This is a genomic window from Nonomuraea sp. NPDC059023, assembly GCF_042740095.1.
Classification (GTDB): Bacteria; Actinomycetota; Actinomycetes; order Streptosporangiales; family Streptosporangiaceae; genus Nonomuraea.
This window is the reverse complement of the sequence record NZ_JBHYIO010000031.1, coordinates 105,998-129,172: the sequence shown is the minus strand read 5'-3', so window position 1 is coordinate 129,172 and position 23,175 is coordinate 105,998. Positions and strand designations below refer to the sequence as shown.

Here is a 23,175-nt window from a genome sequence, read left to right as displayed (position 1 = left end):
TCTCTGGGAACCGTGGTGCGACGGATGGGCCTTCGGCCCCTGGCCGGGTCGCTGGACTCGGACGTGCGGTGGGTCGCGGTCAGCGAACTCGAGGACCCCACGCCGTTCCTGGAGGGCGCCGAACTGGTGCTGACCACGGGGATGCGGCTGAGCAGCGCAGGCGACTTTCCCGGATATGTCGGGCGGCTGGTGGAGCGGGGCGTCGCGGGGCTGGGGTTCGGGGTCGGGCTGACCCACGACGAGGTTCCGGCCGAGCTGGTGGCCGCCGCTGCCGCCGCCGGGCTGCCGCTGCTGGAGGTGCCCCGCGAGACGCCGTTCATCGCCATCGGCAAGGCCGTCAGCGAACTGCTGGCCGCCGAGCAGTACGAGGAGATCACCCGTGCCTTCGCCGCCCAGGGACGCCTGACCCGGGCGGCGCTCCGGCCCGAGGGGATGCACGCGGTGATCGACCGGCTGGCCAAGGAGGTGGGCGGGTGGGCGGCTCTGGTGTCGGAGACGGGGGAGATCCTGCACGCCACCGCCGGAACACGGACGGACCAGGTGGAGTCAGCGCTTCGGCGCCGGGGCGGGCGGTTTCCGGCGAGTGTGGCCATGTCGGGGCCCGACGGGCAGGTGGTCGTGCAGCCGCTCGGCGGCGGGGCCAGGCCGCGCGGGTTCTTCGCCGTGGGGGCCGGGCAGGCGTTCTCCCCTGTCACGCATACCGTGATCAACGCGGCCGGCTCCCTGCTGACGCTGGCCGTCGAGCAAGGGGGCGCGCACCGGGAGGCCGAGCGGCGGGTGCGCGGCGCCGTACTGGAACTGCTGCTGGCGGGGCAGGAGGGTGCGGCGCGCGCGGTGCTGGCCCCGGTCGGCGCCCACCTGCCGGACGAGCCGGTCGTGGTCCTCGCCGCCGCCCCCGACGCCCTGGACCTCCTCGAACCCCACGGCTTCACCGCCCTCCACGACGGCGCCGCGGTCGCGGTGGTCACCGCGGAGGCGGCCGGCCGGGCCGCCGGGAGGGTGGGGGTGAGCGGACCGGGCCCGTACCGGGACCTGCGCGGCGGGCTCGACCAGGCACGGCGCGCGCTGCAGGCCAGCACGGGCAGGCCGGTCCGCTTCGCCGACCTGGCCGGGCAAGGGCTGCTCGCCCTGCTGGATCCCGCCGCCGCCCAGGCGTTCTCGTCCGCGCTGCTCGCCCCCCTCAGCCAGTACGGCTCCCGCGCCGACCTCATCGCGTCCCTGCGCGCCTACCTGGCCAGCAACGGCCACTGGGACGCGGCCGCCCAGCGCCTGGGCATCCACCGCCACACCCTGCGCTACCGGATGAAACGCGTCGCCGAACTCCTCGGCCGCGACCTGGACGACCCGGGGGTGCGCGCGGAGCTCTGGATCGCCCTGGAAGCTACTTGTTGACCAGGTAGCAGCAGATCGTGGCCGTGGTGACCGCCTCGTAGGTGCGGCCGTCGCGCAGGTGACCCGCCCGCTCCAGGCTGATGGCGCCCTGGGCGGCTGCCCAGAGGGCGTCGGCGATCTTCCTGGGCTGGGTCGGGATGAGGTAGCCCTGGGCGATGCAGTCGGAGATCACCCGGTCGAGGATGTTGAGCGCCGCGCGGGCCAGCGTACGGGCGCGTTCGCTGGGCTCGAAGCCGGGGATGGCACGCTCGAACATCAGCGAGTAGTAGCCGGGCTCGGCATGACAGGCCTGGCGGTAGGCGGGGCCGAGCGCGGTGAGGTACTCGAAGGGATCGCGCCGGTGTGGCACCGCGTCGAGAAAGCGGCGGAACCGCTCGAAGCCCTCCAGGTAAAGCGCCTCGGCCAGGCCCTCCCGGTTGCCGAACATCGTGTAGATGACGGTGGTGGTGCAGCCCGCCTCGGTGGCGATCCTGCGCATGTTCAGGCTTTCCGGGCCGTCGCTGTCGAGCAGGGCGACGGCGACGTCGAGCAGGCGCGAACGCAGCTCGTCCTGCCCGGCCCGCTCGCCCAGAAGGTAGGCACCCTGAAGCCCGAGCGGAGCCGAAGCATGCTGCTCGGTCACGGGGCCCACGCCTTTCTAGCTCGGGGGCCCGCCGCGCTGGAGACCCGCACACGATGACTTAGCCATGGCGGCGATCGTTCAAACCGCTCCACACGGTAAACATCCCGATTTAGTACTACTTCTGTTACACAACGGGTAAACATGAGGGCCGCGTGGCAACAGTGACGCCAAGCCCGGGGCGCCGATCAGGGAGCAGGCCTTACCCTGACTTGGGGTTAGAGATCTTACCCATGGCCTGATCGACGGCACCCTCCGAAATGCCGTCCCTCGTCGTGGGTTGTACGTAACGGTGGAGGCCCGGGGTGGGCTTGTGCACCCCGGTGTAAATCGCCGATCTTCCTGGTGGCATAACGTCATGGGTATGGACGTGCGTACCTTCTGGCTCGCAGGGCGCCCCGCCACCGGGGACGTCGAGCTCACCGTGACCAATCCCCACGACGGTCGCGAGGTCGGGCGATATTCGGTGCCGACCGCCGCGCAGGTCGAGGAGGCCGTGGCGGCCGCCGCCGCGGTGGCCGGGCAGGCCGCCGCGCTGCCCGTCCACGTGCGCGCCGAAGCCCTGGCCCATGTCTCGCGCCGCCTGGCCGAGCGGGCCGACGAGATCGCCCATCTGATCATGTCGGAGAACGGCAAGCCGATCATGTGGGCCCGCGGCGAGGTCGGCCGGGCCGTCGCCACCTTCCGCTTCGCCGCGGAGGAGACCCGCCGCTGGTCCGGCACCACGCAGCGGCTCGACACCGAGCCCGCCGCCGCCGGCCGGCTCGCCTACGTGACCCGCGTGTCCAAGGGGCCCGTGCTGGCGATCACGCCGTTCAACTTCCCGCTGAACCTCGTCGCCCACAAGGTCGCCCCCGCCATCGCGGTCGGCGCGCCGGTCATCGTCAAGCCCGCCCCCGCCACCCCGCTGTCCTCGCTCGTGCTCGGCGACATCTTGGCCGAGACCGACCTGCCCGAGGGCATGTTCTCCGTGCTCCCCATCGAGAACGAGCGCGCCTCGTCCCTGGTCGACGACCCGCGCCTGCCCGTGGTGTCGTTCACCGGCTCCGCCCCGGTCGGCTACTCCATCGCCGACCAGATCCCGCGCAAGCACGTCACTCTGGAGCTGGGCGGCAACGCGGCCGCCGTCGTACTGGCCGACGCCGACCTCGACTGGGCGGCCCGGCGCATCGCCCTGTTCTCCAACTACCAGGCCGGTCAGAGCTGCATCGCCGTCCAGCGGGTGATCGTCGAGCAGCCCGTGTTCGACGCCTTCGTCGAGCGCCTCGTGCCCGCCGTCGGCGACCTGGTGACCGGTGACCCGGCCGACGAGAAGACCCAGGTGGGCCCGCTGGTCTCGCTGGCCGCCGCCGAGCGCGTCGAGCAGTGGGTCCAGGAGGCCGTCACGAGCGGCGCCCGGCTGCTGGCCGGCGGCACCCGCGACGGCGCCACGGTCGCGCCGACGGTGCTGGCCGACGTCCCGCACGACGCCAAGGTCAACGTCGAGGAGGTCTTCGGCCCGGTCATGATCCTGCAGCGGGCCGCCTCGATCGACGAGGCGTACGCGCTGGTCAACGACTCCAAGTACGGCCTGCAGGCCGGCGTGTTCACCCGGTCGCTCGACGCCGCCTTCCGGGCCAACCGGGAGCTGGAGGTCGGTGGCGTCATCATCGGCGACGTCCCCTCCTACCGGGCCGACCAGATGCCGTACGGCGGGGTGAAGGACTCGGGCATCGGCCGCGAGGGCCTGCACTCGGCGATGGAGGACTACACCTACGAGAAGGTGATGGTTCTGACGGGGCTGACCCTCTAAATCCCGCAATAATCGGCGGCATGGCGAGGGAGTACCGGTACGCCGACGCCGTGCGGTTACTCGGCGGTGACGACCCGGCGGTCAGGGCGCTCGACACGGTTCTCGGCGCCGCCACTCTGGGGCTCTGGGACCTGATCGACGCCAAGGGCGAGCTGATCCGGGTCGGCAACGACCTGCTCGGGCGGTGGCGGGACTGGCGGGCGGGCAAGGAGTGGCGCGGCCGTACGGACCGCATCGAGGCCGCGCACACCATCCTGGTCCTCACCGCGTTCTTCGAGGCGCTGGACGGGATCGAACTGCCGTTCAGCGCCCGTGAGCTGCGGATGAGCAAGACGGAGCAGGTCACGCTGCTGCGCGGGGTGGATCTGGGCAGCCCGGTCTGCCCGTCGCCGCAACTGCCGTTCGAGGAGGCCAAGAGCGTCATCCTCGTGCGGTACGAGCGGCTGCGCGGCGCGTTGCGGAGCTTCGCCGAGGGGCTGAGCCTCTGGGAACGGCTGCAGGAGCACCAGCGGGAGTGGGTCTTCGACAGCTCACTCGCCACGGCGGCCATCCGCAGGTACGAGGACGGCTACCGCCGGCTGGCCCTGGACGTGCCGGAGTTCGGATTCTGGTCGGCGATGGTCGAGCACCAAGCCACCCGGGCACGGCTGGCCGACCTCGAACGGCTGCTCGACGGCCTGGCCCCGGCCCGCGCGCAGGACGCCCGGCTTGCGGCGTTGGGCAACCTGCACCGGGCGGCGCTGCGCCGCCCGGTCGCCGAGACCGGTGACGTGCCCGCCGGGCTGGCACTGCCCAGCCTGGGCGACGCCTACGTCACCCCGCGCTTCCGCTCGGGCCGGCCGGAGCGCGCGGAGGACCCCAGCCAGGAGGCCTGGTGGAGCGAGCGCGAGGTGCGCGACGGCCTGCCGCGCTTCCTCGCCGGCTACCTCACCTCGCCGGAGGCGGGCAGGACGCCGCTCATGGTCCTGGGCCAGCCCGGGGCGGGCAAGTCGGTGCTGACCAAGGTGCTCGCCGCCCGCCTGCCCGCCGACTTCGTGCCCGTCCGGGTGCCGCTGCGCGACGTGGCGGCCGGCGCGGACGTACAGGAACAGATCGAACAGGCCGTCTACCAGCTCAGCGGCGAGCGGCTGCACTGGCCCGACCTGGCGCGGGCGGCCGACGGCGCGCTGCCCGTCGTGATCCTCGACGGCTTCGACGAACTGCTGCAGGCCACCGGCGTGCGGCAGTCCGACTACCTGGCCAAGGTGGCCCGCTTCCAGCAGCGCGAGCTCGACGCGGGGCGCGCCGTCGCGGTGATCGTGACCTCCCGTACGGCGGTGGCCGACCGCGTCGACTACCCCGAGGGCTCGCTGGTGACCCGGCTGGAGCCGTTCGACCTGGAGGAGATCGAGCAGTGGCTGGAGGTGTGGAACCACGCCAACGCCGCCTACTTCGACCAGGCGGGACTGCTGCCGCTGTCCATGGAGGTCGCCCGCGCGCAGCGGAACCTGGCCGAGCAGCCGCTGCTGCTGCTCATGCTGGCCCTCTACGACGCCTACGGCAACGCCCTGCGCAGGAACCTCGCCGACCGCATCGGCGAGGCCGAGCTGTACGAGCGCCTCATGCGTGCCTTCGCCGAGCGGGAACTGGAGAAGAGCCACCCGCGCGAGCGGATCCCGGCCCTGGTCGAGAAGGAACTGCTGCTGCTGGGCATCGTCGCGTTCGCGATGTTCAACCGGGGCCGCCAGTGGGCGACCGCCGCCGAGGTGGACGCCGACCTGGAGGCGCTGCGCCTGTCCGCCCGCCGCCCCACCTCGCTGGCTACCCCGCTGACCGCCGGCGAGCAGGCGTTCGGCCGCTTCTTCTTCGTCCACCAGGCCCAGGCCACCCGCGACGGCGGCGAGATCCTGCAGACCTACGAGTTCCTGCACGCCACGTTCGGCGAGTTCCTGATCGCCCGGCTGGTCGGCAGGCTCCTGGACGACATGCTGGTCCAGGAGTCGCGGCTGGTCGTGGAGGAGGTCAGCGACGGCATGCTCGGCACGCTGCTGTCCTGGTCGACGCTCTCCACGAGGCCGCCCGTGATCACGTTTCTGCGCGAGTCCGCCGACCCGGCCTGGCGCGGGCTGGCCACTCGCCTGTTCGCGCTGGCCGACCTGCGCGACCAGCTCGCCCACCCCGCCTACCGCCCGTGGACCGCCGGGCCCGCCCGCCGCAACGCCTACTACACGGCCAACCTGCTGAAGGTCGCCCTGGCCTGCGACCCCGCCCGCCTCCTCTGGTCCCGGGTACGGCCCGGCCACGAGGACCCCTTCACCGAGTGGCGGCGCTTCGCGCTGCTGTGGCGTTCCCAGCTGGCCAACGAGGAGTGGGACAGCCTGACCAGGGTGGTGCGGGCCGCGTCCGTCGGCGGGGCCGCCGACCTGGAGCTCGCCCTGGACACCGGCTCCACCTGGGATCTCACCCCGATGGACACCTCCTGGATCGCCCCGCCCGACACCGGCGCGTACCTGCGGGCCCGCCAGGGTGTGCTGTTCTCGTTCCTGCCGCACGAGACGCTCTTCCTGCACGCGCTGGAACCCGTGCTCGGCGCCGCCCTGTCCTGGAACGGCGGCAAGTCGCTGCTGCGCGAGATCCTGGAGATTCTGGTCCTGCGCGGCCCGAACGAGGACGGCCGCGCCCGCTCCTACCTGGCGCTGGCCGAGTACGTGCACTACCTCAGCGACCACGTGATCACCGAGGCCGTCATCAGGGCGATCGCCGGGGACATGGCCACGCTGCGGGAGGGCCAGGTGAGCGAGGTGGTCGACGAGGTCTCGCGCGGCTCGATCGCCGGACAGCGGCTGATGAGCCGGATCCTGCGCCTGCATTCCCGCTAGTACACCTAGGGCATGGAGGGTGTCAATAGCGGATGACTGCTGTCAACTCTATCTGTCCGGTGCATTGAGCCTGTCCGCGATCGTGAGCGACAGTGAGCGCATGGAGCCGTCGTGGTCGGACAGCCGCGCGCTCTGGCCTGGGGGAAGCCGTTGACCGGGTGAATCGGTCCGGCCTCGATGTGTGTGCCCGCGGGGTTGCCTGCCCGTACTGGCTGGACCGGCACGTCGGCCTGGAACCCGCTGAGAGGTACTCGATGACCAAGAAGGTACAGAGTGTCCTGCTCGTCAACGCCGGCAGCGACGCTGATGTCTCCTCGATCGCGAACGACGGCACGTTCCCCGCACTCGGTGTCGTCTCGCTGGCGACCGTGCTGCGCCGCGACCACCCCGACCTGGACGTGATCGCCGTCGACGGCCAGATCACGCCCATGGCGGAGATCGAACAGCTCGTCAGGGATCTCGACCCCGACATCCTCGGCGTGGGCGTGCTGGCCACGTCCTACGGCAACGCGCTGCGGCTGGCCGAACTCGGCAAGGACGCCGGGGCCGTCACGGTCTTCGGCAACGACCAGGCCACGGCCATGGCCGAGCGGATCCTGAAGCACCGCGAGGTCGTCGACTACGTGTGCGCCGCCGACGTCGGCGAGTTCGCCCTGTCCGCCCTGGTGAGCGCGGTGAAGGGGGAGCGCCCGATCGACTCCGTGCCCGAACTCCTCTACCGCACGCCCGACGGGCTCGCCCACAACCGCCTGCCGGAGATTCCCCCGGACGTGATCAAGGGCAGCGGAGGCGCGTTCAAGACCATGATCCTGGACGCCATCCCCGTGCCCGACCGCACGTTGATGCCGGACAACAACTGGGAGCGCTACCTGGACAACTACCTGAACCGTTATGGCGGGTTCCACGACGACGAGGAGGTCACCGGCGTCACCACCATGAACCGCGCCCGAGGTTGCGCGCGGGTGAAGGCGCCCTGCCATTTCTGCGGCATCATGGACCTGAGCCTGCGCTTCTCCTCTCCTGAGATGTTCTGGAACGACGTGCGCACCGCTCAGGAGCAGATCTCGGCCTCGATCTTCTACGAGGCGTTCGACAGCATGAGCAGCTCGCCGCGCTGGATCAAGGCCGTGGTCGACGCCAAGCCGGACGACATCGGCGACCCGAAGTTCTTCGTGTACACGCAGGCCGCCGAGACCACCCCGCGCCTGGTCGAGCTCTACCAGAAGCTCGGCGTCTACCGGGTGAACATGGGCCTGGAGGCGGGCGACACCAGAATGCTCAAGGTGCTCAAGGGCCCGCGCGACAGCCTGGAGAACAACCAGCGGGCCTGCCACCTGTTCCAGGACGCCGGAATCCTGATCCACGGCTCGCTGGTCCTGGGCGGACCCGGCGAGAACGCCGAAAGCCTGGAGAACACGGTCAGGTTCGGGCGCTGGCTGATCGACAACGGGATGATGGCCTCGCTGGAAGCCCAGCCGCTCTATCCCGACTTCGGCGCCCTGACCGGCAAATGGATGATGAACCCCGACCTGGCCAGGCAGGTCGCCAAGGAGCGGGGGTTCGAGATCTACGACGAGGAGCTGCTCGACCTCATGCCCGCCAAGTACGGCACGAGCGACATCGTGGACTTCGACGAGGTCTCCAAGGACTGGTGCAAGATCTTCAGCCACTCGACCTGGGACGAGCTCATCGACGCCACCCACTCCATCCGCTCCTACGCCGAGCGCGTCGGCACCGTCACCGGCTCCGGCCGCATCACCCACGCCACCCTCGGATCGTTCTAGTGCTCTCGCTGCTGGCCGCCACTGTCCTGTCGTGCGCCCTCGTCGTCCTGACCCCCGGTCCGGGCGTGCTGATGGTGCTCCACCTCGGGGCCAGTGGCGGCCGCCGCTCCAGCTTCGTCTTCGTGCTGGGTCACCTGGCCGGTGACCTGATGTGGTCGCTGCTGGCGCTGGTGGCGCTGCGATGGGTGCGGCTGATCTCGCCCGTCTTCTTCGCCGCCCTGACCGTGGCCAGCGCCCTCTACCTGATCTACCTGGGCGTACGGGCCCTGGCCGCCGCGAACACCGAGCAGCGGGCGGCGACCTTCACCGGCCGGCGGGCGATGCTGCAGGGCGCCGCCTTCGGCATGACCAACCCCAAGAGCTACCCGGTGACGCTCGCCGTCTTCACCGCGGTGCTCGGCGACCGCATCGAACTGCTCACCGTGGCCACGATCCCGCTCTTCCTCGCCGCCGGCCTCCTCGGCTGCCTGGCCTCGGGCGCGCTGCTGGCCTGGATCTCGGGCCTTCTCGCGTTGCGGCACGCGTACGGCAGGGCGGCCCCCATGATCAGCCGGCTGGTGGCCCTGGTCTTCTTCGGCTTCGCCGCCTGGTCCCTCATCCACCTGTTTCTTCGGTGATCGAGGTCGGCTACTTGCTCCGCAGGGTGCCCAGCGGGTTGGGGTCCTGCTCCAGGGCGGTGGCCGCCTCCTTCCACGCGGTGTCCTCCGGGTAGAGGGCGCTGCGGAGGAAGGCCGTGGTGAGCCGCTGGATCAGCGCGACGCGGGCGGGGTTCTCGTCGGTCGTCTCGGCCACCTCGTAGCCGACGATGCCGCCGAGCGAGTGCTCCGCCCCGAACAGCGTGAGGAGGCTCTTGTCCGCCGGGCTGTGGACGTAGGGGTCGACGAACCAGTCAGGTCCGCGGGTGGACAGGTGGGACTGGTCGTTGTCGCCGGCGACGATGAGGGCCGGTGTGGTCATGCCGTCGAAGGACGGCCGCATGAAGGGGAAGTGCTCGGCGGCGAACGGGACCAGGTCGTCGCCCAGGCCGGTCAGCGCGAGCAGTACGCCCGCCTTGACGCGGGGGTCGGACAGGTCCTCGCCGGGGACGCCGGCGGAGTCCAGAACACGCGCGCCCAGCAGCGTGCTCGCCGACTGCGCTCCCCAGGAGTGCCCGGCCACGGCGACGCGGTCGCGGTCGACGCGGCCGGCGAGACCCGGCACCGAGGCTTCGAGGACGTCGAGTTCGTCCAGGACTCGGGTCAGGTCGTTGATGCGGATGCGCCAGATGTCCGGCGTTCTGGGGTCGTCGGCCGGGAGCCCGAGCGTCCTGGAGTCGAGGTGGGTGGGCTGCAGGACGACGAAACCGCTGGCGGCCCAGTGGTCGGCCAGCGGGGCGTAGCCGTTCAGCGACCAGCCGAAGCCGTGCGAGAAGACGACGACGGGCAGGCCGCTGCCGGTGGCGGGGGCCGAGACGCGGACCTGAAGGTCCTCGCCGCGGCCGGGGACGGGCAGGACGACCGGGTGCGCGGATACCACCGTGGTGGTCGGGTGGGACATGGAAGTGCTCTCCATTCGGGTTGGCCGACAGGCCTCTGATCTGCCATCATGAGCGAAACGGAACGCTGCTCCGCTAACAATACGGAACACGGTTCCGCTTTGCAAGTTCCCCTGGAAGGAGTCCGCCGTGAACGACAGCGCGACCGGGTCCAAACGCAAGGACGCCCGCCGCAACCAGCAGGCCCTGCTGGACGCGGCCGCGGCGGTCTTCGTCTCCGCGGGCGTGGAAGCACCGGTGCGCGACATCGCGGCCAAGGCCGGGGTCGGCATCGGGACGATCTACCGCCACTTCCCCACCCGGGCGGACCTCGTCATCGCCGTGTACCGGCACCAGGTCGACGCCTGCGCGGAAGCCGGACCGGCCCTGCTGGCATCCGGCCCGACCCCGTACGCCGCCCTCGAAAGCTGGGTCGGCCTCTTCGTCGACTTCCTGGTCACCAAGCACGGCCTCGCCGCCGCGATGCGGAACGACGGCACCGGCTTCGAGACCCTGCACGCCTACTTCCTCGACCGCCTGCTGCCAGTCTGCGCCCGGCTCCTCGAAGCCGCCGCCGCCTCCGGTGAGATCCGGTCCGACCTCGACGCGTACCAGCTCATGCGTGGCATCGGAAACCTCTGCGTCGGCGCCGAGACCGACCCTCGTTACGACGCCCGCCGCCTGGTCGCGCTCCTGGTCGCGGGGCTACGCGGGCACGTAGGCTGAGTCCCGCACGTGACGGACGGGAGGTTTTTGGTGGCCGAGACCACGGTGGCCGAGGTGATGGCCGAGCTGGCCGCACTCGAGGACCCGAAGATCCGCGAGGTGAACGAGCGACACGGCGACGACCACGGCGTGAACCTCACCAAGCTGCGCGCGGTCGCCAAGCGGCTGAAGACGCAGCAGGAACTCGCCCGTGAGCTGTGGAAGACGGGCGACACCGCGGCGCGGCTGCTGGCGCTCCTGATCTGCCGCCCGAAGGCGTTCGAGCGCGACGAACTGGACGCCATGATTCGCGACGCGGGCACGCCCAAGGTGCACGACTGGCTCGTGAACTACGTGGTGAAGAAGAACCCGCACGCCGAAGAGCTGCGCGTGGCCTGGTTCGCCGATCCTGATCCGGTCGTGGCGAGCGCGGGCTGGGCGCTGACCAGCGAACGCGTGGCGAAGCAGCCCGGCGTCCTCGACCTGGCGGGGCTGCTCGACGTCATCGAGACGGAGATGAAGGGCGCCCCGGATCGCCTGCAGTGGGCGATGAACCACTGTCTGGCGCAGATCGGGATCGAGCACGCCGAGCACCGCGCCCGTGCCGTTGGCATCGGTGAACGCCTGGAGGTGCTCAAGGACTACCCGACCTCTCCGGGTTGCACGTCCCCGTTCGCGCCCATCTGGATCGCCGAGATGGTGAGCCGCCAGCACGCCTAGCCGGGCGCGGCTTCAGGCGTTCTGGGCGGTGGTGAAGAGGGCTCGGGCGGAGTCGCCGAAGTAGGGGCCGTACATGGTGCCCTGGTCGTCGGAGTACTTGAAGCTGCTGACCGAGGTCACCGTGCCCTTGCCGGTCGCCGCGTCGAAGCGGGTCAGCCACGGGCCGCCGCTCGATCCCGCGGTCATGTCGCAGCCCAGGCCCTGGTCGCGGGTCTGGCCGTAGGGGTCGTTGCGCAGGCGGCCCGCGCAGTAGAACAGGCGCTCGCCGTCGTACGGGGGGTCGGCCGGGTAGCCGAAGCCGTAGGCCTGGCCGCCCCTGCTGCCGTTGAAGGCGATCTCCTGGGTGCCGACCACGTCGGCCACGTGCCTGCCCCGCGAGGTGTTCAGGGCGACCATGCCCACGTCGTAGCTGTCGTCGCCGCTGCGGGACCACGGTCCGGCGACGAACATCCGCCTGGCCGTGTACGCCCCGTACGGCTGCCCCCCGCCCTCCTGGTACCCGGGGACGAACGTCCAGTTGTCCGCCCATTCCCCGGCCCCGTCCTTCACGCAGTGGCCGGCGGTGACGACGACGTCCCGGTTGGCGCTCCTGACGGTGCCCGCTGAGCACACGAAGTCGACGCCGCCCACGGTGAGGAAGACCCGGCCGGTGGTCCTGGACACCAGGCCGCCGGTCACCCAGCGGGAGCCGGAGGTCGTGGCCTGGGGCCGGGCCGACTGGTGCCGGGGAGTCGCGCCGCCCGCCAGTCCGGGGACCGCCGCCTTGCCGGGCAGCTCGCGGGTGACGATCTTGGCAGCGCCCCCGGCCACCTCGGGAGCAGTGCCGACGCCGGACTTGCTGGACGGTCCGCTGAGCAGCCCGCCGTCCTTCATGACGATGCCGAGCAGGTCGATCGGCAGGGCTCCGGCCATTCGCTGAGGTGTCCAGTAGCCGAGCACGCGCCGCTGGTCCGCGGGTGTGCGGGCGGCGACGTGCTCGACGACCTCGGCGCGGGGTGCCGCGCGCTCGACGCTGGTGACGGACGGGCGGTCGGCTGGCTGCTGGGCGGGCGCGAGCGCCGTCGCGCCGATGAGTGCCGGTCCCACCAGTCCCGCGACGAGCGGTGCCGCCGCAAGCAGGGGGGTGCTCAGGGTCATGAACCCCGAGTGTGCACTACGTCGGGTGTTCTTGTGACTACTTTCGGTAAATTCGTCAGAGGGCGTCGGTGCTCTGAGCGGAGTTGTAGACGGCCTGGGCTTCTGTCCCGAAGTATGGGCCGAACATCCAGTTGGGGGCGAAGTTGTATTTGAAGCTGTTGACCGAGTTGAGCGTGCCCAGCCCGGAACTCTCGTTGAAACTCTGGAACCATGGACCGCCGCTCGAACCACCGGTCATGTTACATGTCAGGCCGTGGTCGCGGGAGAGCAGGAAGTCGTCGAAGGTCCGCCCGGCGCAGTAGATCAGCTTCGACCCGTCGTACGGCGCCGCCGCCGGGTAGCCGAACGCGTGCATCTGCACTCTCCGGCCCTGGTTGAAGGAGACGCCCTGCCCGCCCACCACGTCCGTCAGGGTCTTGCCGGACAAGGGCGCGACGACCGCCGCGGCCATGTCGAAGTTGATGTCCTCGCGGGCGTTCCACTGCGGGGTGGTGAGCAGCCTGGTGGCCGGCCAGGTGCCGTGGGGCCGCTGTCCGGCGTTGTAGCCGGGCACGAAGACCCAGTTGGTGTGGAAGGCGCCGCCCATCTTGACGCAGTGCCCGGCGGTGATGACGACGCTCTCGTTGGCGCTGGTCACGGCCGAACCCGAGCAGGAGGCGTTGCGGCCCTGGTAGGTGAAGAAGACCCGGCCGGTGGTCTGCGCGACGGCGCCGCCGCGGGTCCACGGGGCGCCGCCGCTGGCCTGGGCCTGCTGCTGCGGGGTGCCGGTGGGCGGGACGCCCCAGGGGTTGCCCGTGGTGGGCTCGCCGGGGGTGCCGGGCCCGTGCTTGGCGTTGGCCTTGGGCGCGGGGGGAGTGAGCGGCTGCGCGTCCTCCATCTTCTGCGGGGTCCAGTAGGACAGGACCTCGCGCTGCTCGGACTTGCTGTCTGCGGCGGCTTTGGCGGCGGGCTTGGGGCCCGCCGCGGCCTGCGCCGCCCCGGCCGGGAGCAGGAAGCTCCCGGCCGCGAGGGTGACGAGGGAAAGCAGAGCGACTCTGCGGTGCATTACGTACCTCCCGAAACCGGACCTGGGGTTGGAAGGTAGCGGTGCCAATATCCCGATTTCTCAAGATTTACGCGAACAGATATAGCGATATTCGGGCATTAATCCCGTCAATTATCTGGTGTCACATCTGTAGCCGGTATTCGGCCGTGAAACCCAGCAGCCGCTCCGCCTTCGACAGGTCGACCGGGACCGTCCGGCCGGGCAGCGGAGCGCGTACCTCCGCGTCGGGGTGGTAGCGGCGCAGCAGGTCCTCGGTCGGCTCCTTCGCCATCGTCTCGGGGGCGCAGACGTTCACCACCTCCACGCCGGGACCCGGCACCCCCAGAGCCAGCACGCACGCGCGGGCGGCGTCGCGGGTCTCCAGGTAGGCCCAGTAGCCGCGGGCGTGCGCGCCGGGGTCGGCGGCGCAGCGCGCGGCGAACGCGTCGAGCCGCTCATCGAACCCGCCCACGTACGGCAGGCGCAACGCCACGATCCCCATCCCGTGCCGCCGCGCCATCGTCGCCGCGGTCAGCTCGTCCACCTGCTTGGACAGCGCGTAGGGGTCCTCGGACCGCGACGGCAGCCGCTCGTCCACCGGCACGTAGGCCGGATGCAGTTCCCGCGCCGCGAACGGCACCCCGTCGGCCGCCATCGAGCTGGCCAGGCACACCCGGCGCACCCCCGCAAGCCCGGCCTGTTCCAGCACGGTGAAGGTGGCCAGCGTGTTCACCCCGAACACCTGCTCGGCGGGCAGCCACTCCGGCGTGGCGATGGCGGCGAGGTGGATCACCGCGTCCACGCCGGCCAGCGCCCGCCCGACCGCCGCGGGATCGGTCGCGTCACCGGTCACCACCCGCGCGGCGGGCAGGTCGCCGGGGTCCGAACGTTCCAGCGCGACCGCCTCGACACCCCGCGCCTTCAGGAGGGTGAGCACCGACCGTCCGATCCGGCCCGCGGCGCCGGTCACCAGCACACGGTTCATCAGTAGGCCCTGACCGCGATCAGGTGCGCCGAGGGCGCCCCGTTCGACGCCTCGACGACGATCCGCAGCCCTTCCGCCGTCACGGGCTCGGGCAGCGGGTGCGCGATCCGCCTGCGGCGGTTGCCGCGGGTCTCGGCGACCTGCCGCCACTGCCCGCCGGCGAGCACCTCGACGCGGTAGTCGCGCACGAGCGTCGGGATGATCTCGAACGGTGTGCGGTGGTGATGCAGGTTGATCAGATCCTCGTTGACGTCGTCGTCGGCGATGACCTCCACCCGCCCGATCGTCACCGGCTCCGGCCAGCGCAGCTCCAGCTCGGCGGGCAGCGTGGCCGAGACCCACATGTGCGGCCCGGCGTAGGGGCGCTGGTAGCCGTCGAGCGCCTTGTCCGGTGCGAAGGCCGCCGTCGCCCCCGTCTCCAGGCAGAAGGTACGGCGCAGCAACCCGCGATCGCTCCACTCCCGCAGCCGCTGCGGCGACTCGGCCTGCGGCGGCAGCGGCACCCGCGTGAAGCACAGCACGCCGGGCGTGGCCTGGTCCGCCACGTGCAGGGACACCAGGGGATTGGCCTTGACCAGCAGGAACGCGTTGCGCGCCGTTTCCGGGCGCCAGTCCAGGCCCAGCTCGGCCCACTGCTTCTCACCGGCCGCGAGCACGATCTCCCGGGTGGCGACCAGCTCGCGCGGCACGTAGTTCTGGCCGAGCACCGGGTCGTGCAGCTCGACGGTGAGCGTGGTGTCGCCGGCGGCGTCGAGCAGCAGCCGTACCCCGGTGAGCGACGGGTCCACCGGCAGCACGATCCCGGCGTCGGCGTCGAGCCGCCACGCCTCCTGGGGCGTGTCGGCCACGAGCCGGGTGAGGGTGCCGGACGCGGTGGCGGCGGCCGTACCGCAGAGGTCGGCCGGATCGTCGTAACGCAGGCCGACGACGGAGGCGTCCTCGCGCAGCAGGGTGCGCTGCAGGTCGGCGACCGGCAGGTCGCGCGGTCGCGCGCCCGTCGCCGCGCACAGGGCGGCGGCGGTGCCCGCAGCCTGGCCGATCGTCGCGCAGGTGGCCATGACGCGGGTGGATCCGAACGCCACGTGCGAGGCGGAGATGTTGCGGCCGGCCATGAGCAGGTTGGGCACGTCGACGGAGTAGAGCGAGCGGTAGGGGATGTGGTAGATCCCGTCGGCGTACTGCTGCTTGGCGCCGGCCTCGGTGGCGTACATGCCCTGCGGCGGGTGCAGGTCGATGGACCAGCCGCCGAAGGCGACACGATCCTCGAACGGCGTCTGGCCGAGCACGTCGTGCTGGGTGAGCACGTAGTCGCCGAGCAGGCGGCGGTACTCGCGCTTGCCGGGCAGCGCGCCCACCCATTCGAGTGTCATCGTGTCGGCGTCGAACTGGCCCGAGTTCTTGATGTGGTCCCAGATGCCGTAGATGACCGACCAGAGTTCGTCGCGGATGCGGTCGTTGTCGTGGACGGTGTCGAGTTCGCCGCCGAACTCGATCCACCAGTAGGCGCAGCCGTTGTCGCCGGCCTTGATGATGCGGCGCTCGGGGATGGAGGTCCGCGTGATGTCCTTGGCGAAGTCCGGCGGCACGTAGCGGACGGGCTCGCCCGCGTCCTTGGTGTAGAACAGCAGCGTGCTGCCGAGCGTGATGTCGTCGGGGACCTCCGGCGCCCACGGCTCGCCGTACTCCTCGCGGCCCTCGCGGCCGATGCGGTGGCTCGCGCCGGCGAGGTGGCCGACCAGGCCGTCGCCGGTGCAGTCGAGGAAGAGCGCGGAGTCGAAGGTGATCTCCCGTTCCGAGCCCATCATCCAGCCGGTGACCGACTCGATGCCGCCGGGGCCGGCGGTGACGTGGCGGACGTCGGTGTTGAGGAAGACCGAGAGGTTCGGCTCGGCGCGGACGGCGTCGAGGATCGTGGTGTCCCAGAAGTAGGGGTTGCCGTGCGGGTTGCGGTACTGGTTCTCGACGAACAGCTCGCCCATGATGCCGCCCTCGCGGGCGTGGTGGTTCTTGCCGTGGCCGGTGGCGCCGCAGACCCAGACGCGGACCTCGCTGCTGGAGTTGCCGCCGAGCACCGGCCGGTTGTTGACCAGGGCGACGGTACGGCCGAGCCGGGCGGCGGCGATGGCGGCGCAGGTTCCGGCCAGGCCGCCGCCGATCACCGTGATGTCAGCTTTTATGGTTTCTTGTCGCATTAGCACAATCCGTAGTAGATGCGGGGCGCGCCGTCCAGGGTCAGCGTCACCTTGCCGTTCTTCACCGGGATCCGGGTCTCACGGCCGATGCAGTCCACGACGCGCACGTGCGCGCCCTTGGCCGCCACGGTGAGCCGCGTCTTGGTCGGCCAGTGGTCCACCCACGCCTCCTTGTGCGGGTACCACTGGTCGGGGCCGTGGTCGGCGTTCAGGTGGTAGCCGTCCTTGCGGGTCCACAGGATGGCGAACCCGTCGAACCGCAGGCCCTTGACCTGGTTGTCCTTGAAGGTCATCCATTTGACGAACCTGGCGCCCTCCAGCGTCCTGGTGGCGGTGGCGTAGGCCAGCAGGGCCGCCTTGACGCTGGTGTCGCGGTTCATGAGGCCGAAGTGGTACTCGGCGTTGTTCGGGTCGGCCTCCTGCGGGTGGTGGATCGTGCTGTCGTGGGGCTGGTACCAGTTCACGCCGTCCACCCCCTCCGACAGCGCCAGGGCCAGCGTGAGCAGCGTGTTCTCCGCCGCCTGCCGGTGGTTGTCGTTCCACCAGCGGTTGGGCCGGGTGCAGGCGTAGGCCTCGGTCAGCCAGAGCTCCTTGCCGCCGCCGTGCGCGTCGACGGTCCTGCGCGCCTCGCGCAGCGCGCCGAGGAAGTTCCAGTACGTCCCGTTCTCGCCCTGCTGCCACTCCGACGGCGGCGGCGCGTAGTCCGGGGTGAAGTTGCCGCGCCCCGGGTGGAAGGCGAAGACGTCGATGAGCGGCCAGCCGCCCGCCTTGTGGAAGTTCGCGGTCCAGTTGACGTCCATGCCGCCGAGGCCGCAGTTCATGAGCTTGATGCCGGAGCCGTTCAGGCGGTCGTGGATCGGCTTGAGCCCGTCGCGCACGTACTCGGCCGCCTTCTGGCCGGACATCCACGGCTGGTTGAGCTCGTTGGCCACCTCGAAGTAGCGGGCGCCGGAGGCGCGGGCGATCGCCGCCTTCTCGTCGGCCCACTTGGTGATCTGCTCGGGCGTGCCGTTGAAGATGACGCCGCCGAGCTGCACGTTGTGCGGGATGCCGAGGGCGTCGAGCTCGGCGGGGGAGTGGCCGGGCGCGCCGTCGTAGGCGATGCGCACCGACTTGACGCCGATCTTCTTCATCAGCTGCCCGACCGCCGCCTTGTCCGGGACGAGCATCCACGTGTAGTTCGCGATGCCGAAGCGGCCCTCGGCCTGGTAGGCGTGGTCCTTGAGCGTGGCCAGGTTGGTGCGGGCGAACACCTCGTCGGTCCCGGCGACCGCCTTGACCTCGGTGAAGACGATGCCCTGCGGGGCTCCCGCGACGGTGAACGACTCGTCCCAGACGGCGCCGGGCGCGAGGGTCCTGTTCAGGGTGCCGCCGCCGACCTGCCCGCCGTCGAAGTCGCGGGCCCACCAGGTCAGCGTCACCTGCCGTGGTACGGCGGCGCCGTTCACGACCTGGGCCTTCAACGCCATGGGCGCGGCGCTGCCGTAGAGGCCGAAGGGCTGTTCGCTCCAGACGTCGACGCTGAGCGGCGCGCCGGCGCCCAGCGCGTTGGCGGCGGCCGGACGCATCGCGCCGAGCACCAGCTCGACCTCGGTGGCGCCGTCGGCGCCGGCGGGGGCGTGGATCCAGCTCGCGTTCGTGAAGCCGGGCGTGGTTTTGGCCAGCCGGAAGTAGGCCTGCGTGTCGCTCCACGTCTCCTGGTAGAGCGCGCCGTCATTCACCTCGTACGGCACGCCGCCCCGGGGATCGCGCGTCCACTTGGTCGCGGGCACGTAGCGCTCGGGCGCGGAGGGCGCCAGCAGGGTCCTGGCGAACATGTAGCCGGTCGGGGTCAGCGTCGTGGTGCCGGAGACCTCCCAGCGCAGGCGGGCCCGGCGGGCGGCGACCGTGAAGATCCCGCGCACCGTGACCGCCTGGGCGGAGGCGGACATGACGTAGGCGATCTGGATGGCCTGCCGCCCGTCCACGGTGATCAGGGAGGGCGTGCCGCCGAACGTGCGCTGCTGCCCTAAGACGCTGTCCTTGATCATGAAATGGGTGAGCTTGATCCGGTCCGTGCCGTCGCCGACCGTGATCGACCCGTCGGTCCCGGCGGTCAGCACGATGCCGTCGGCCTCGATCGTGATCGGCGCGGTGGCGGTCGGCGCTGTGCTCGCCCGCGCGGGCGAGGGTGCGAGGGCGGGTGCGACGGCGGCGGCGGGTGCGATGGCGGCCGCGCCCGCGATCTGCAGGGCGTTGCGTCGTGAAATTTCCGGCAGGGGTGAGATTTCCGGCATGGGGGTGCCTTTCGCGAGTTGTCAGCCCTTGACGCCGGTGAATCCCAGACCGGCGACGATGTACTTCTGGAAGACCAGGAAGACCAGCACCGGCGGGGCGAGCGCCATCGCCATGGCGGCGATCAGCTCGTCCTGCGGCGCCTGCTCGGCCAGGTTGGCCAGCGCGACGCTGATCGGCTGCTTCTCCGGGTCGGTGATGGCCACGAGCGGCCAGATGAAGTCCTTCCAGCTGTGCATGACGGCCAGCAGGCTGATGACCGCCACGATCGGCCGGCTCATCGGCAGCACGATCTTGGTGAGCAGCTGCCAGGTGGTCGCCCCGTCGATGCGCGCCGCCGCGAACAGCTCGGCGGGCAGCGCGTCGAAGAAGCGCTTGGCCAGCAGCACGTTGAACGCGCTCGCGCCCGCCGGCAGCCAGATCGCCCAGTAGGTGTCGACCAGCCCCAGGTCGATGACGGTCATGAACAGGCTGACCATCGAGACCGTGTAGGGGACGAACATCGTGGCCAGGATCGCCCCGTACACGTACCGGCCGAACCGGGGCCGCAGCACCGACAGCGCGAACCCGGCGGTCACCGCCACGAACAGCTGCACCGCCCACGCGCCGCCGACGACCTGCAGCGTGTTGAGCAGGTACCCGCCGACGCCCAGATCGGCCCAGGCGGTGGCGAAGTTCTCCGGGCGCGGGTCGGCCGGCCACAGCTCCAGCGGCTTGGCGATCAGGTCGGCCGAGGGCGAGATCGCGCCCTTGACCGTCATGTACAGCGGCCCGATCCCCAGCGCCACCAGCAGGCCGAGCGTGACCCACTGGATCGAGCGCAGCGCCGCCCGTACGGCCGGCCGCCGCTCCTCCACCGGCGAGATCATCATGAGGCGCTCCAGCTCCGGGTGGCCCGCAGGTAGACCGCGGACAGGATGCCCAGGACGATCGCCAGCAGCAGCGAGAGCGCGGCGGCCTGTCCGTAGGCGCCGTCCTGGAAGGCGTAGCGGAAGATCAGCAGCAGCACGGTCAGCGTGGAGTTCTCCGGGCCGCCGCCGGTGAAGACGTACGGCTCGGTGAACACCTGCATGGTGGTGATGAGCTGCATGAGCAGCAGCAGCCCGATGACCGGGCGCAGCTGCGGCAGTGTGATGTGCCAGATCCGCGCGCGGATGGAGGCGCCGTCCATCTGGGCGGCCTCGTACAGCTCCGAGGGGATGCCGACGATGGCCGCCAGGTAGATGAGGACGGCCCCGCCCATCCCCGCCCACGTCGACTGGAGCACCAGGCTGAGCATCGCGCTGCCGGGCGAGTCCAGCCACGGGAACGGTCCCAGGCCGGCCAGGCCGAACAGCTCGTTGAACAGGCCGTGCCCGGGGTCGTAGAACCACTTCCACAGCAGGATCGCCACCACCGGGGGGATGACGACCGGCAGGTAGACGAGGAACCGGTAGAGGCCGGCCGCCCGCCGTACCGTGGCCATGACCGTGGCCAGCACCAGCGGGGCCGGGAAGCCGATCAGCAGCGCCAGCCCGACGAACAGCAGGGTGTTGCGGATCGAGACGCCGAGCAGCGGGTCGGCGAACAGGGCGGTGAAGTTGGCCAGTCCCACCCACTCGGCGGGGTCGACCAGGTTGGTGCTCTGGAAGCTGATCAGCAGCCCGCGCACGATCGGCCACCAGGAGAAGGCGCCGAAGACGATGAGCGCGGGCACCAGGAAGACCAGTGCCGTGAGCGTGTTCTTGCGGATCATCGCTGGGCGGCGGCGAGCTTGGCGTTCACGTCGGTCTCCGCCTTGGCCAGCAGCGCGTCGACGTCGGCGTCCTTGTCGGTGAGCACCGCCTGCACGACCGTGTCGAGCACCGCGTAGACCTGCTGGGCCTGCACGGGCGGCTCGGGCTTGAGCGTGAGCGCGGGCGTGCCCTCCAGCCAGGGCGCGAAGTGCTCAAGCTTGACGTTCACGTACGGCTTGACCGCCGCGTCGATCTTGGCCTGCTGGGCGGCGTCGAACATCGGCAGGGTCGGCACCCCGACCGCCGACTCGGGATCGGCGGCGAGCTGCTTGGCCCGCTCCGCCGCCGCGGCCGGGTCGTAGGCGGGCTGGGCGTAGGCGAACAGCAGCCACTTCACCGCCGCCGCGGCCTTCTCCTTGCTCACCGACTTGGGCACCAGGTAGACGTCGCCGCCGGTCAGCGTGGCCTTGCCGCCGGCCTGGGGGAGCGGGCCGATGCCGAACGCGTCGGTGTTCTCCATGCCGTAGGTCATCTTGGCCAGGCGGTAGGTGCCCGGCGTGCCCATGTACATGCCGATCTCGCCGGCGGCGAAGCGCTTGATGACGTCGTTCTGGTCGTTGAGCTGGTTGCTGCCCATCGAGTCGTCGCTCCAGCGCATCTCCTTGAGCAGGGTCAGCGCCTTCTTTGCGGGCTCGGCGTTGAAGGCGGCGACGTACTTGCCGCCGCTGTCCTTCTCGATCTCGCCGCCGTGGGTGTAGGTGAGCATGGTGAGCTGCCAGCCGCCCTGGTTGCTCTTCGACTCGTGGACGAACCCGGCCTTGCCCGTCTTCCCGGCGATCCGCTTGGCGGCCGCGCGTACCTCCTCCCAGGTGGCGGGGGGCTTGTCCGGGTCGAGACCGGCCTTGGTGAACAGCTCGCGGTTGTAGACCAGGCCCTGGGCGAAGGGGGCCTGCGGCACGCCGTACACCTGGCCGGAGCCGTCGCTGAGCGGCTGCAGGACCTGCGGGTTGAACTCCTTGTAGTGCGCCCACTTGCCGAGCTCTTCGGTCAGGGGTTGCACCTGCTTGCGCGCGATGAGGCCCTGTGGCTCGGTCAGGGGGACCTTGATGACCTCCTCGGCCCGCCCGCCGGCCAGCTTGGCGGAGAACGTCAGCGGGTCGAAGGCGGTCGTCGAGCCCTGAACCTTGATGCCGGGGTTCTGCCGCTCGAAGTCCGCGACCATCGTCTTGAACTGGGCGAGGCCGGGTTTGTCCGTGGCGGGCGGCATGCCCTGCACGCGGATCACGACCGCGCCGTCGTCGGCGCTGGGTGATCCGCACGCCGCGAGCGCCGTGGCGAGGACGGCGCAGCCGAGAAGGGCGGCGGTGTGTTTCATGATGACTCTCCCGCGTTGGGGCAGGTGGGGATAGAGGTACGGCGATCGCCGCACCTTCAGGAGGGTGGGTTCAGCGCGGGGCGGGCCCCGTGGAGGCGCGCGGGATCAGGCGCGAGCCGATCTCCACCACGCGCCCCCCGCCCCGGCCCGCGATCGTGTCGATGAGCAGGTCGGCGGCCTGGGTGGCGACCTCGTCGGCGGAGATCCTGATCGTGGTCAGCGAGGGGGTGGACGTGGCGGCGAGCAGCGTGTCGTCGATGCCGATCACGCTGACGGCGCCGGGGACCTTGACGTCGAGCTTGGCGAGCTGGTGGAGCACGCCGAGGGCGACCAGGTCGTTGTGCGCGACGACGGCCGTGGCGTCGCCGGAGGCGACCAGGGTCGCGGCGTGCACGCCGGTCTCGAAGCGGGGCTCGTAGGGGCCGAGCTCGGCGAGCGAGAGCTCGTGCGCCTCGAACGACTCCCTTATGGACTTGCCGCGTTCGAGCTCGGGTCGCGAGCCGTTGACGAACACGCAGCGGGTGTGGCCGTAGGCCTTGAGGTGCTCGGCGGCCTGCGAGATGCCGGCCGCCAGCGAGATGCGCAGCTCGGGGATGCCCTCGACGTGCCGGTTGACCAGCACGAGGGGAATCTCCGCCGCCAGCTCGCGCAGCCGGTCCTCGCCGAGCATGGACGCCCAGAGCACCAGGCCGTCGACCCTTTTGGAGACGGTGGCGATGGTCTCGAGCTCGTCGAACTCCCGCTCGTCGGTGTCGGCGGCCAGGATCGTGTACCCCTGGCGCCGGGCCCTGGCCTGCATGGCCTTGAAGATCGGCGGGAAGAACGGGTTGTTTATGTCGGGGATGATCAGCCCGAGCGAGCCGGTCCTGCCGCCGCGCAGGGAGCGGGCGGCCGGGTTGGGCGCGTAGCCGAGCTTGGCCGCCGCGTCCAGGATGCGCTGCAGTGTCTGCGGCTGCACCTGGTCGGGCGCGGTGAAGGCCCGCGAGACGGTCGAGACGGAGACCCCGGCGGCGCTCGCCACTTCCTTGATGGTTACCGCCACTCCGGCCTCCTCTTCGTTGGTAGCCAGGATGCTTGCAAACGTTACCGC

At 70.9% G+C, this 23,175-nt stretch carries 18 protein-coding genes; 7 read left to right on the top strand and 11 right to left on the bottom strand.

Annotated elements, in window-relative coordinates; translation table 11 throughout:
• Positions 1–24: 24 nt before the first annotated feature.
• Positions 25–1,392 (top strand): PucR family transcriptional regulator ligand-binding domain-containing protein, encoded by a 1,368-nt coding sequence (locus ACFWYW_RS40845; protein ID WP_379620498.1) that lies wholly within the window; start codon positions 25–27, stop codon positions 1,390–1,392.
• Here ACFWYW_RS40845 and ACFWYW_RS40840 read toward each other — a convergent pair.
• Positions 1,382–2,014 (bottom strand): TetR/AcrR family transcriptional regulator, encoded by a 633-nt coding sequence (locus tag ACFWYW_RS40840; protein ID WP_379620500.1) that lies wholly within the window; start codon positions 2,012–2,014, stop codon positions 1,382–1,384. The two genes, ACFWYW_RS40845 and ACFWYW_RS40840, sit on opposite strands and share 11 nt — an antisense overlap.
• A gap of 361 nt (positions 2,015–2,375) precedes the next feature.
• On the opposite strand from ACFWYW_RS40840, the gene ACFWYW_RS40835 reads away from it, so the two are divergent.
• The 4 genes from ACFWYW_RS40835 (at position 2,376) to ACFWYW_RS40820 (ending at position 9,062) form a co-directional block, all read left to right on the top strand.
• Positions 2,376–3,803 carry an aldehyde dehydrogenase family protein gene (locus ACFWYW_RS40835; protein WP_379620502.1) on the top strand — a complete coding sequence of 476 codons (1,428 nt, stop codon included), beginning with the start codon at positions 2,376–2,378 and terminating at the stop codon, positions 3,801–3,803.
• 20 nt (positions 3,804–3,823) lie between these two features.
• Positions 3,824–6,661, top strand: a complete 2,838-nt coding sequence (locus ACFWYW_RS40830; protein ID WP_379620504.1) for an NACHT domain-containing protein — start codon at positions 3,824–3,826, stop codon at positions 6,659–6,661.
• Between the two features lie 254 nt (positions 6,662–6,915).
• Entirely contained in the window at positions 6,916–8,445 is a 1,530-nt protein-coding gene (locus ACFWYW_RS40825) for a B12-binding domain-containing radical SAM protein (RefSeq protein ID WP_379620506.1), read from the top strand.
• Entirely contained in the window at positions 8,445–9,062 is a 618-nt protein-coding gene (locus ACFWYW_RS40820) for a LysE family translocator (RefSeq protein WP_379620508.1), read from the top strand. Before ACFWYW_RS40825 ends, ACFWYW_RS40820 begins: the two co-directional genes overlap by 1 nt.
• A gap of 10 nt (positions 9,063–9,072) precedes the next feature.
• On the opposite strand, the gene ACFWYW_RS40815 is transcribed toward ACFWYW_RS40820, so the two are convergent.
• Positions 9,073–9,981, bottom strand: coding sequence for an alpha/beta hydrolase family protein (locus tag ACFWYW_RS40815; protein ID WP_379620510.1), 909 nt, complete (start codon positions 9,979–9,981; stop codon positions 9,073–9,075).
• Between the two features lie 127 nt (positions 9,982–10,108).
• Between ACFWYW_RS40815 and ACFWYW_RS40810 the strand changes: the two genes are divergently transcribed.
• The gene (locus ACFWYW_RS40810; RefSeq protein ID WP_379620512.1) at positions 10,109–10,684 is read left to right on the top strand and encodes a TetR/AcrR family transcriptional regulator; all 576 of its coding nucleotides are present in this window, start codon (positions 10,109–10,111) and stop codon (positions 10,682–10,684) included.
• A gap of 57 nt (positions 10,685–10,741) precedes the next feature.
• Complete coding sequence (locus ACFWYW_RS40805) at positions 10,742–11,383, top strand: DNA alkylation repair protein (protein ID WP_379620647.1); 642 nt, start codon at positions 10,742–10,744, stop codon at positions 11,381–11,383.
• Positions 11,384–11,395: 12 nt separating this feature from the next.
• On the opposite strand, the gene ACFWYW_RS40800 is transcribed toward ACFWYW_RS40805, so the two are convergent.
• The 9 genes from ACFWYW_RS40800 to ACFWYW_RS40760 all read right to left on the bottom strand — a co-directional run bounded on the left by ACFWYW_RS40800 (position 11,396) and on the right by ACFWYW_RS40760 (position 23,127).
• Positions 11,396–12,520 carry a trypsin-like serine peptidase gene (locus ACFWYW_RS40800; RefSeq protein ID WP_379620514.1) on the bottom strand — a complete coding sequence of 375 codons (1,125 nt, stop codon included), beginning with the start codon at positions 12,518–12,520 and terminating at the stop codon, positions 11,396–11,398.
• Between the two features lie 55 nt (positions 12,521–12,575).
• Positions 12,576–13,565, bottom strand: a complete 990-nt coding sequence (locus tag ACFWYW_RS40795; RefSeq protein ID WP_379641244.1) for a trypsin-like serine peptidase — start codon at positions 13,563–13,565, stop codon at positions 12,576–12,578.
• Between the two features lie 121 nt (positions 13,566–13,686).
• Complete coding sequence (locus ACFWYW_RS40790) at positions 13,687–14,529, bottom strand: NAD-dependent epimerase/dehydratase family protein (RefSeq protein ID WP_379620518.1); 843 nt, start codon at positions 14,527–14,529, stop codon at positions 13,687–13,689.
• The gene (locus ACFWYW_RS40785) at positions 14,529–16,721 is read right to left on the bottom strand and encodes an FAD-dependent oxidoreductase (protein WP_379620520.1); all 2,193 of its coding nucleotides are present in this window, start codon (positions 16,719–16,721) and stop codon (positions 14,529–14,531) included. The genes ACFWYW_RS40790 and ACFWYW_RS40785 overlap by 1 nt, the downstream gene beginning before the upstream one ends.
• Entirely contained in the window at positions 16,721–18,997 is a 2,277-nt protein-coding gene (locus ACFWYW_RS40780) for a hypothetical protein (protein ID WP_379620522.1), read from the bottom strand. Before ACFWYW_RS40780 ends, ACFWYW_RS40785 begins: the two co-directional genes overlap by 1 nt.
• Positions 18,998–19,018: 21 nt before the next feature.
• Positions 19,019–19,867 carry a carbohydrate ABC transporter permease gene (locus tag ACFWYW_RS40775; RefSeq protein ID WP_379620524.1) on the bottom strand — a complete coding sequence of 283 codons (849 nt, stop codon included), beginning with the start codon at positions 19,865–19,867 and terminating at the stop codon, positions 19,019–19,021.
• A complete protein-coding gene (locus tag ACFWYW_RS40770; RefSeq protein WP_379620526.1) occupies positions 19,864–20,730 on the bottom strand; it encodes a carbohydrate ABC transporter permease in 867 nt (288 codons plus the stop codon). Before ACFWYW_RS40770 ends, ACFWYW_RS40775 begins: the two co-directional genes overlap by 4 nt.
• Positions 20,727–22,085 (bottom strand): ABC transporter substrate-binding protein, encoded by a 1,359-nt coding sequence (locus ACFWYW_RS40765; RefSeq protein WP_379620528.1) that lies wholly within the window; start codon positions 22,083–22,085, stop codon positions 20,727–20,729. The genes ACFWYW_RS40770 and ACFWYW_RS40765 overlap by 4 nt, the downstream gene beginning before the upstream one ends.
• A gap of 70 nt (positions 22,086–22,155) precedes the next feature.
• Positions 22,156–23,127: a LacI family DNA-binding transcriptional regulator gene (locus ACFWYW_RS40760; protein ID WP_379620530.1), complete on the bottom strand. Its 972-nt coding sequence runs from the start codon at positions 23,125–23,127 to the stop codon at positions 22,156–22,158.
• Positions 23,128–23,175 lie beyond the last annotated feature (48 nt).